Source organism: Bacteroides sp. 224, assembly GCF_010500995.1.
Classification (GTDB): domain Bacteria; phylum Bacteroidota; class Bacteroidia; order Bacteroidales; family Bacteroidaceae; genus Bacteroides.
The window spans coordinates 96,230-105,308 of the sequence record NZ_QVMK01000005.1; the positions used below are offsets into that span (position 1 = coordinate 96,230).

Genomic DNA, 9,079 nt, shown 5'->3' on the forward strand with positions numbered 1-9,079 from the left:
AAACGATTTGAAAAGATGAAGAATAGAAAACTTAGAAAAATAGCAGGCCTACTGGCCGTGGTTGGGGTTTCGTTCAGTTTCTTGGCAGGATGTTCGGAAGACATCAATGACTTTGAGAAACAGACGGCTGCTGAGGCCTCCAACAAAGTCTTTATCAGCGAACAATACGCTTTGCTGAGCTTTGATTCCCACCGCACGATAGAGGGCGAGGTGTCTAACATGGATACATTGATTGCCAAGCTGGTAGTCAACTGTACATCTCCCGCGGGAAATGACCTGAAGGTGAAAATTGCGGTTGATACCCTGCTGGTAGATGTATACAATAGAAATAATGAGACATCTTACAATCGTCTTTTTAGCAATTGGGTAAAGCTTAATAAATCGACTCTGACTATTCCTGAAGGAAGTACAGAATCTTCGGATACGCTTACCATTGCCATTACTCGGGCTCTAAAAGAGTTTGTCGATACAAACGGATACATCGTGCCCCTTCGTATTACTTCGGCTTGGGGATATGACGCGCAAATGGACTACGCCAAGAGAACTTCTTATCTGGCTATGAATGTGATACAGGAGAACGGTGTAGGATTTGAGGAAGGAAAAAACAACCTGATGGTAGTAGGAGACGCGACGTTAAAGGAGTGTACTATTCCGATGGTGGCTTATATGGCATCCGACAATGATATCAATGTAAGTTTGGAAGTAGACAATAGCGAGGTAGCAGCCTTCAATAGCCAGTACGGAACTGATTTCAAAGCTATTCCTGCAACAGACTGGGATTTGGCTGAACTTTCACTGCCGGCAGGTTCCACTTCGGCTAATGGAAAAATCACCTACAAGGGTGATGCATCGCAGCTTGCAGGTAGTAATTATCTGGTTCCTATCAAGATAAAATCAGTCGACTCACCAGGGGCGGCGGAACCTGTGAAGACTATGGTTACAGATACATACTATCTGTTGGTAAATTCCATATCTGATGGATGTACACTTGAAACGAGTGATACTGGATTTGGAACGAAGCAAACCGATAGAAAAGCTTATAATGTGATACCGGCAGGTAATTATTCGCTTATGACAGGTAAGTGGAATGATATGTTTTCAGGAGGTTTTTGGGTAACGAAAGCTACGGCAACTCTCACAATCGATTTGGGAAGCGAAATTAGCAATATAACCGGGTTACATATCGTGCCCAACAATAAAAATATGGCTCCTAAAAACATAGACTTCTCTTATGCTGGAGAAAAAATGTATAATGAAACTAGCGGCCTTTCGGTAAGTCTCGGCTCCTTAAATCCTTCCGGTCAAGCAAATATGTATTTCAAATTTGCGAAACCTGTGACTGCTCGCTATATTAGATTGGGCAATATGATACCGGCATCTGGATACACTGCTTTCACAAATTTCTTTATCTATACCGCTGAGTAATGAGTAATTCATGCGATTCGGAGTACAAGTAATGTAGCCGTGTAAAAGCAGAATAATACATTTGGAGAGCTGTGTCAAATAGTTGGTAACAACCTTTTTTGACACAGCTTCTTTTATTTACGCATTTGCGCGCCTCTTTACCAGCCGAAGCAGTACTCTTCTGCATTCTCCTACCACCTCCCCTCGCGGAGACTCCTTCTTCCCGAAGGAAGAGAAGCTATTTCACCACAAACTATTCAGATAACGCAGAACCCTAATTAGTAATCTGTGATAATCTGTGGTGAAATAGTTCTTTTAATTTCGCCAATGAGTATGAATTTTCTATCAGTTTCAGTTAAATAAACTATATCTCGTTATAAAACATATTGTCTAAATGCTATTAATCTAAAAAAAAATAATACTTTTGTTACTGCTTAATAGCAATATGCGGTAGAACTCTTTGTTATTCTTTTGCATTTTGAAAAGGCAAAGCTTACATAGAGATCTAAGGTGTAACGCTTTTATAGACTTAATTGAACGAAAATATTTGTATAACCTTGATACTGTAAAAGTATAAAACAACAAATTACTCTGATATGAAAAAAGTATTTTTAAGTTTGGCACTCGTTATTATGACTTCTCTGGCAAGTGCGCAAAGTCTCTCTACCATAGAGGGTATATGGGGAAGAGGCAAAGTTGAAAACGTAAAGCTATTTGCTATTGAAAACGGCAATTATAAAGAATTGGCATCTTCTAAAGTAGGCGAAGATGGTCGCTTTATTCTGGCTTTTTATCCCTCTAAAGAAGGATTTTATGCACTTGGATTATCGACCTCGAAAAGACATAGCTATAACTTCTATTTTAAGCCGGGGGATAAGCTATCCGTTAAAATCACCGATACAACTTACGAACTAACAGGGAAAGATAATACACCTGAAAATAAAGAGATGGCTCGGTGGGAAGAACTTGTAGCACCGCTTGAAGCGATGCTATATCGTTATTCTGCAGGAATGACTACTTATGTAGATTACTTTCCTTTACTCGAACAGCAAGAAAAAGAAATAAAGAAGTATAAAGCAAAATCTACATCAAATAAAGTGTTTAATGAAGTTTTTGCCAAATATAAAGAGTTGAACCTTATAGATTTGGCTACTTCTTATCTATTCCTCCCTCGTCCGGCACATCCTCAGGGAGAAGATTATCCCGATTTTTACAGAGCTATTAATATGGAGAAGTTTGTAGCCGATCCTTTTATATTAAGCTATCCGGAAGGCCTGCGTCTTTTGAGCCAACTTAAGATGGTGAAAATATGGACATCAGACGATCTTGATGATGAAACGAAACGCAAACTTACTGCTACTCCCGAGGGCGGCATTCTTGATAATGAAGAGTTGATGAATGGAGCCGATCCTATGGTTAGAGCTGAGCTTGTATTAGCATATTCTAAAAACAAAAAAATATTATTGGTACTCGATCAGTATATCGATTCTTATGCTAAGTATCTTGTAACAGATGCTCAGAAAAAGAGATTGGCCGATGAAAGACTTCCTTTGATAAAGAATGCAAAGGGAGATCCTGCTATTGACTTTGCTTTTGCAGATGCCAACGGAAAAACGCATGCTCTTTCTGATTTCAAAGGAAAAGTAGTGTATGTAGATGTATGGGCAACCTGGTGTGCTCCTTGTAAGAAAGAACTTCCTGAATTAAAGAAACTGGAAGAAGAATATAAAGATAATAAGAACATTGTCTTTATAGGTGTAAGCGTTGACAAAGCCGGTGATATGCAAAAATGGAAAGACTTCGTGGCACAGGAAAACCTACCGGGAGTTCAACTGTTTGCAGGAGCAGAAGCCAATGATAAACTGATGGGACCTTATAAAATTAAAGGTATTCCACGTTTTATCTTAGTAGGCAAAGATGGTAACCTGATATTTGCAGATGCTCCGCGTCCATCTTCGGCAGAAATCAGAACCGTATTGAATGATGCTCTTAAATAAGTAAGGGAATGAATAAGATAAAGAAACTTCTTATTTTATTAGCTGTATTACCGCTTGCTGTATCGGCACAAGTAAATATAGACAGTGTAAAGGTGGCTTTGACCACCTTTACTGCCGGATTGAAGGCGAAAGATCATGCCATCATTCAGCAGTGTGTAGCTCCTGAGTTTACTGTTCATACCAATACATGGCCTTCGGCACAGAGCTTGCTGAATATTATCTGGAACAATAAAGAAATAGAATCGATAGAACTATCTTCGAAAAAAATAAAGAAGGAAGAAGGCAAAGCAGTGGTAGACGTTGTATTTACCTTAAGCGATCAGACTAAAGAAAACTCTAAGGTAGCTTTTACCAAGGATAATAAAATCTTATTTGTAGATTACTTCGATCGTTTGTTTGGTGCCAGTCGCTATTGGGAATCTAAACACGTGGCAACTATACCTATCGAAGTGTCGGAGGGCTCTATCTACCTGACACTGAAATTGAATCAGTCTGATATGCCGTTGCGTTTTTTATTGGATACCGGAGCCGATGGTATGGCTATTCGTAAATCATTGGCAGACTCTTTGGGAATATCGGTAAGCCACTCTCAAAATGCCAATGTAGTGGGAGGGCAGCAGCATATTGAAATATCAAGTGGTAATGTCGTTCATTTAACGGAAGAGTTAAGTCTTAAAGACCAAAATATGGCACTTTTCCCTAAAGTAAGACATGAAATGGATGGAATTATCGGACTGAACCTGGTGAAACGATACATTACCTCGATTAATTATGATACTAAACAGATTGATTTATATACTTTCGGCAACAGAGAATATAAAGGAAAGAACATCACCATACCGGTAAAAACTCCTCATGGTTTAATGTTGTTACCCAGTAGTATAAATCTGACAGGTGATAAAGTTGTGAACGGAAACTTTATTATGGATACGGGTGCAAACTACTACTTGATAATGTTTAGCAACTTCGTTCGTAAAAACAGACTGCTACTATCCGGGTTTAAGCCCGAATCGCAAGCTTCTACGATGAGCTTAGGAATTGTTACCCCTGTGTACAATGGTAAAGCACACGAATTTCTTTTAGGTGATGATTTTGTAGATAAAGACATCCCCGTCACTCTACAAGCCGGACCAAGTAATAAAAACAAAACACTTCCGGATGGCTCGCTGGGCGTAGGCTTCTTCAGTAAATTTAATATCGTAATTGATTTGCTGAAAAACGAAGTACACTTGTTTGATTTAATTAAAAATTGAGAATTGAGAGTTGAGAGTTACTATGCGGCATCGTAACTCTCAATTTTCAATTCTCAACTTTCAACTCATAAGTCTTTCATATCTGAAAAAAAAAGGCGAAATTTGTTCCGTTTTAATTGAAATACGAACTAAACACCTTTAAAAATAGATAGAAAGATGACAAAAAGTGCATTGCAGATTGCAAGGGCTGACTATCAGCCAAAACTTCCTAAAGCATTAAGAGGCTCAGTAAAAGTATCCGAAGGAGATGCTACACAATCAGTAGCCGACCAAGAAGCCATTCAAAAATTATTTCCTAACACTTATGGTATGCCGTTGATTCAGTTTGTAGAATCAAAGGAGGCAGCAAATCTTCCTGCTGTTAATGTAGGAGTAATACTTTCCGGTGGACAAGCTCCCGGTGGACATAATGTAATTTCAGGTATCTTCGATGGTATTAAAACGCTGAACAAAGATAGCAAGTTGTATGGTTTCATCTTAGGTCCGGGTGGTTTAGTAGATCACAACTATATGGAACTGACAAGCGATATTATTGACGAATATCGTAATACCGGTGGGTTTGATATCATCGGTTCAGGTCGTACTAAATTAGAAACTGCCGAACAGTTTGAAAAAGGTTACGAGATCTTGAAGAAGCTGGGTATCAAAGCATTGGTAATTATCGGAGGAGATGACTCTAACACAAATGCTTGTGTGTTGGCTGAATACTATGCAGCTAAAAACTATGGCATACAAGTAATCGGTTGCCCTAAGACTATTGACGGTGACTTGAAGAATGAAATGATTGAAACTTCATTTGGTTTTGATACAGCATGTAAAGTGTACTCAGAAGTAATTGGTAATATTCAACGTGACTGTAACTCAGCTCGCAAATACTGGCACTTCATTAAATTGATGGGACGCTCGGCTTCTCACATCGCTTTGGAATGTGCGCTTCAGGTGCAACCTAATGTATGTATCGTTTCAGAGGAAGTAGAAGCAAAGAATATGTCATTAGATGATGTGGTGACTTACGTTGCTCAGGCAGTTGCCAACCGTGCTGCTCAAGGTAATAACTTTGGTACTGTATTGATTCCCGAAGGCTTGGTTGAGTTTATTCCGGCTATGAAAAGATTGATTTCCGAACTAAACGACTTCCTTGCTCACAATGCCGATGAGTTCTCGCACATTAAGAAATCTCACCAACGCGAATATATTATCTCTAAGCTTTCTAAAGAAAATGCAGATGTGTATGCAAGTCTTCCGGAAGGTGTTGCCCGTCAGTTAACACTGGATCGCGACCCACACGGAAATGTGCAGGTATCATTAATCGAAACAGAAAAACTGTTGTCGGAAATGGTAGCTACTAAACTTGCTAAGTGGAAAGAAGAAGGTAAGTTTGTAGGTAAGTTTGCTGCTCAACATCACTTCTTTGGTTATGAGGGACGTTGTGCTGCTCCATCTAACTATGATGCCGATTATTGCTACTCATTGGGTTATACAGCTTCTTTGTTGATTGCTAATGGCAAGACAGGATATATGTCTTCCGTACGTAATACAACAGCTCCTGCCGAACAATGGATTGCAGGTGGTGTGCCTATCACTATGATGATGAATATGGAACGTCGCCACGGCGAAATGAAACCGGTTATTCAGAAAGCATTGGTGAAATTGGATGGTGCTCCATTTAAAACATTCGCAGCAAAACGTGATGAATGGGCTGTTAATACAGACTATGTATATCCGGGTCCTATCCAGTATTTTGGTCCAACCGAGGTTTGCGATCAACCTACTAAAACATTGCAGTTAGAGCAAGCTAAATAATAAATAAGGAGTTAAAGGAGTTAAAGAATAGATTACTTATATACCTATAACTTCTTTAACTCCTAACTTCTTTTAACTCCTGACTCTTTAACCATGCCTCCTCGAAAAGCGATTAAATCGCGCAAGAAACCTGCCTTATCTTCCCGTCGCACTAATACTACTCGAAAGCGAAAGAAGAAAACTGCTGCCCGTGATATGCCAAACTGGGTGCGGAATATAATCGCTGTAACTATTGTATTTCTTTTTATTTCTGTTTTTTACTATTTCTTTATTCGTCCTTATTCTTACCGATGGAAGCCTTGTCGTGGTCAGAAAGCGTATGGAGTGTGTATGCCGTATGGATACTTGGTGCATGGTATAGACATATCTCATTATCAAGGCGAGGTTGACTGGGCACAGCTGGACACAAATCAAAGTGCCGCTCATCCCATTCGTTTTGCTTTTATGAAGGCAACCGAAGGAGGTGATTTGTGCGATAGTACTTTTCACCGGAACTTTGATATGGCGCGCAGGCAAGGGCTTATTAGAGGGGCTTATCATTTTTATATACCTAAAACAGACGCTTTAAAGCAGGCCAATTTCTTTATTCGTACCGTTCAGTTAAAGAATGGCGATTTGCCTCCTGTATTAGATGTGGAAATAACAGGCAATAAGAGCAAAGAGGAATTGCAGGAAGGTGTAAAGTTATGGCTTAAAGAGGTAGAAACTCATTATGGAGTGAAGCCCATTATTTACGCCTCTTATAAATTCAAGATGAAATACCTGAATGATTCTCTGTTCAATACCTATCCTTATTGGATTGCTCATTATTATGTTGATTCCGTACATTATGAGGGTAAATGGAATTTCTGGCAACATTCAGATGTAGGACGTGTGCCCGGCATTAAAGAAGCTGTAGATTTGAACGTTTTCAACGGAACATTGAAGGAGTTGCAAGGGCTGACAATTAGTGCTTCCGGCAGGCGACCCGGGCTTGAAAAACAGAATAAATAGAAGCTTTATTGTAAGTGTTTTGAGTTAATTCGAGACTGTAATCTAAACTGTGTCAGTAAAGAATAAATTATTAACTTTACTCACACAGTTTTTTATGAAAGAAGAATTTGATTTTGACAGTATTAAGACCAAGGCTTTAGAGCAATTGAAGTCCGGTAAGTCTTTATTAGGTAAAGACGGTGCTTTTGCCCCCTTATTGGAAAGTATTCTCAATGCAGCCTTAGAAGGTGAAATGGATGCTCACATGGATGAGCAAGAACGTTCCTTGGGCAACCGTCGGAATGGTTATACCTCTAAACAGGTTCAGACTCCTCTTGGCGAGGTAACCGTTCATACCCCTCGTGATCGAGAATCCACTTTTGAGCCTGAATTTATCAAAAAGCGTGAACGTATATTGGCAGACGGAGTTTCCGACCGTATCATTGGTTTATATGCTTTGGGTAATAGTACCCGTGAGATCAGTGACTGGATGGAAGAGAATTTGGGTAATCGAGTTTCTGCTGAAACTATCAGTTCGATCACTGATCGTGTTCTTCCCGAGATACAAGCCTGGCGTTCTCGCCCTTTGGAAAATGTATACGCAATTGTTTGGATGGATGCTATCCATTACAAAGTTATGGACGAGAAGAATCGTCCTGTAACTAGAGCTATTTATAATATTATCGGCATCAGCCCTGATGGATATAAAGATCTACTGGGTATGTACATCTCCAAAAGTGAAGGTGCCAATTTTTGGTTATCTTGTCTCTCTGACATACAATCTCGTGGGGTAAAGGACATTCTTATCGCCTGTACAGATAACCTGACTGGTTTTTCAGATGCTATCAAAAGCGTTTTCCCGGAGACCACCGTCCAAAGCTGTATTGTTCATCAAATACGAAACTCCATAAAGTATGTTGCCAGTAAAAATCAAAAGGTTTTTATGAAAGACCTCAAATTGGTTTACCAAGCTGTTAGCAAGGAGCAGGCAGAAGTTGAATTAGACAATCTGGAACTTAAATGGGGAGAGGATTATCCTATCGTCATCAAGTCTTGGCGTGATAACTGGGACAAACTCTCTGCTTACTTCCAGTACTCTGATGGCATTAGGAGAATGATTTACACCACAAATACCGTAGAGGGGTATCATCGGCAAATCAGGAAAGTGACTAAAAACAAAGGTGTATTTACTAATGATACAGCGTTAGAGAAACTGGTCTATTTAGCCTATCGGAACATACGCAAAAAATGGACTATGCCACTAGCTAACTGGGGGAAAACAGCACAACAACTGGCTATTTTATATCCTGAGAGGTTTAAATTGTTTTAGCCAAATTTAAAATATCCGCATTATTTAGTAGATTTGTAAAACCAACAAAACGATGGTGATACTTTGTACCATTGAAACAAAAACGATTAGGGGATCGACCCCTAACCGTTTTTACCAACAAAACTCAGGTTCCTCATTACCCATTGAATGAGAAAAGGATATGAAAAACCTGATATTTTAAAGTGAAAGCGAAGCGCTGACACAGTTTAATTTACGCTCCCATGTCCAATACTTTATCAACACTCAAAGGAATCTTCTTTTCCTTTATGAGTCGTTCTAACTCCTTATATACTTTATAAGCAACGAAGCATATACAGACA

Annotated in this window: 6 protein-coding genes; all 6 read left to right on the top strand. The window is 39.4% G+C overall.

The features are described from left to right. The first annotated feature begins 15 nt into the window (after positions 1 to 15). The 6 genes from D0T60_RS05070 to D0T60_RS05095 all read left to right on the top strand — a co-directional run bounded on the left by D0T60_RS05070 (position 16) and on the right by D0T60_RS05095 (position 8,759). Positions 16 to 1,425 carry a DUF1735 domain-containing protein gene (locus D0T60_RS05070; RefSeq protein WP_163217065.1) on the top strand — a complete coding sequence of 470 codons (1,410 nt, stop codon included), beginning with the start codon at positions 16 to 18 and terminating at the stop codon, positions 1,423 to 1,425. A 575-nt stretch (positions 1,426 to 2,000) separates the two neighbouring features. Then, positions 2,001 to 3,401 (top strand): TlpA disulfide reductase family protein, encoded by a 1,401-nt coding sequence (locus D0T60_RS18990; RefSeq protein WP_163217066.1) that lies wholly within the window; start codon positions 2,001 to 2,003, stop codon positions 3,399 to 3,401. Between the two features lie 8 nt (positions 3,402 to 3,409). Further along, positions 3,410 to 4,654, top strand: coding sequence for an aspartyl protease family protein (locus D0T60_RS05080; protein WP_163217067.1), 1,245 nt, complete (start codon positions 3,410 to 3,412; stop codon positions 4,652 to 4,654). Positions 4,655 to 4,810: 156 nt separating this feature from the next. After that, on the top strand, positions 4,811 to 6,457 hold the full coding sequence (locus tag D0T60_RS05085) for a diphosphate--fructose-6-phosphate 1-phosphotransferase (protein WP_163217068.1): 1,647 nt from the start codon (positions 4,811 to 4,813) through the stop codon (positions 6,455 to 6,457). A 93-nt stretch (positions 6,458 to 6,550) separates the two neighbouring features. Then, a complete protein-coding gene (locus D0T60_RS05090; protein WP_163217069.1) occupies positions 6,551 to 7,450 on the top strand; it encodes a glycoside hydrolase family 25 protein in 900 nt (299 codons plus the stop codon). 94 nt (positions 7,451 to 7,544) lie between these two features. Further along, entirely contained in the window at positions 7,545 to 8,759 is a 1,215-nt protein-coding gene (locus D0T60_RS05095; RefSeq protein WP_163217070.1) for an IS256 family transposase, read from the top strand. Positions 8,760 to 9,079 lie beyond the last annotated feature (320 nt).

Excerpts from the sequence above, each read along its gene's own strand:
- D0T60_RS05070 (WP_163217065.1), top strand. The coding sequence starts at position 16 with ATGAAGAATAGAAAACTTAGAAAAATAGCAGGCCTACTGGCCGTGGTT.
- D0T60_RS18990 (WP_163217066.1), top strand. The coding sequence starts at position 2,001 with ATGAAAAAAGTATTTTTAAGTTTGGCACTCGTTATTATGACTTCTCTG.
- D0T60_RS05080 (WP_163217067.1), top strand. The coding sequence starts at position 3,410 with ATGAATAAGATAAAGAAACTTCTTATTTTATTAGCTGTATTACCGCTT.
- D0T60_RS05085 (WP_163217068.1), top strand. The coding sequence starts at position 4,811 with ATGACAAAAAGTGCATTGCAGATTGCAAGGGCTGACTATCAGCCAAAA.
- D0T60_RS05090 (WP_163217069.1), top strand. The coding sequence starts at position 6,551 with ATGCCTCCTCGAAAAGCGATTAAATCGCGCAAGAAACCTGCCTTATCT.
- D0T60_RS05095 (WP_163217070.1), top strand. The coding sequence starts at position 7,545 with ATGAAAGAAGAATTTGATTTTGACAGTATTAAGACCAAGGCTTTAGAG.